The sequence below is a fragment of the Paraburkholderia sp. SIMBA_030 genome (genome assembly GCF_046535245.1).
In the GTDB taxonomy this organism is placed as follows: Bacteria; Pseudomonadota; Gammaproteobacteria; order Burkholderiales; family Burkholderiaceae; genus Paraburkholderia.
Map to the genome: position 1 here is coordinate 1 of NZ_JAWRXB010000155.1, position 363 is coordinate 363.

1 protein-coding gene is annotated in these 363 nt (G+C 30.6%); it reads right to left on the minus strand.

The features are described 5' to 3' along the window. A partial coding sequence (locus SB772_RS39450; RefSeq protein WP_410838446.1) for a hypothetical protein occupies positions 1-222 on the minus strand: 222 nt, incomplete at its 3' end. Between the last annotated feature and the right edge of the window lie 141 nt (positions 223-363).

A 363-nucleotide genomic window follows, 5' to 3' on the forward strand; every position in this document is an offset into this window, starting at 1 on the left:
TTGTAGTTTCATCCATGAAACTGTTTTTAAGTCTTGAAGATCTTCCAAGTTTCTGTAGGGATCCACAATATTAGTACCGAAATATTTATCTGTTACGGGAAAGGATGGGGCATTTTGCCCTTGTATTTTTAAGAAAAGAAGGATAATTAAAAAAAAGAATTTATTCATTTTAAAGAATTTATCGCCTTCCCGTATCGTTTCCAGTTTGTGACCTACTTCCATTATGAGGACCATTACAATCGCTTGTTAATAGTACAATTCGAGTTCCACCAAAAAATTTCCCAGGATTATTAATTTTAGCGATTTGTATTTTTTCTAAAGATAACTTTTTTTCAGTTTACCTTGTTTTTTTTCATCATTATA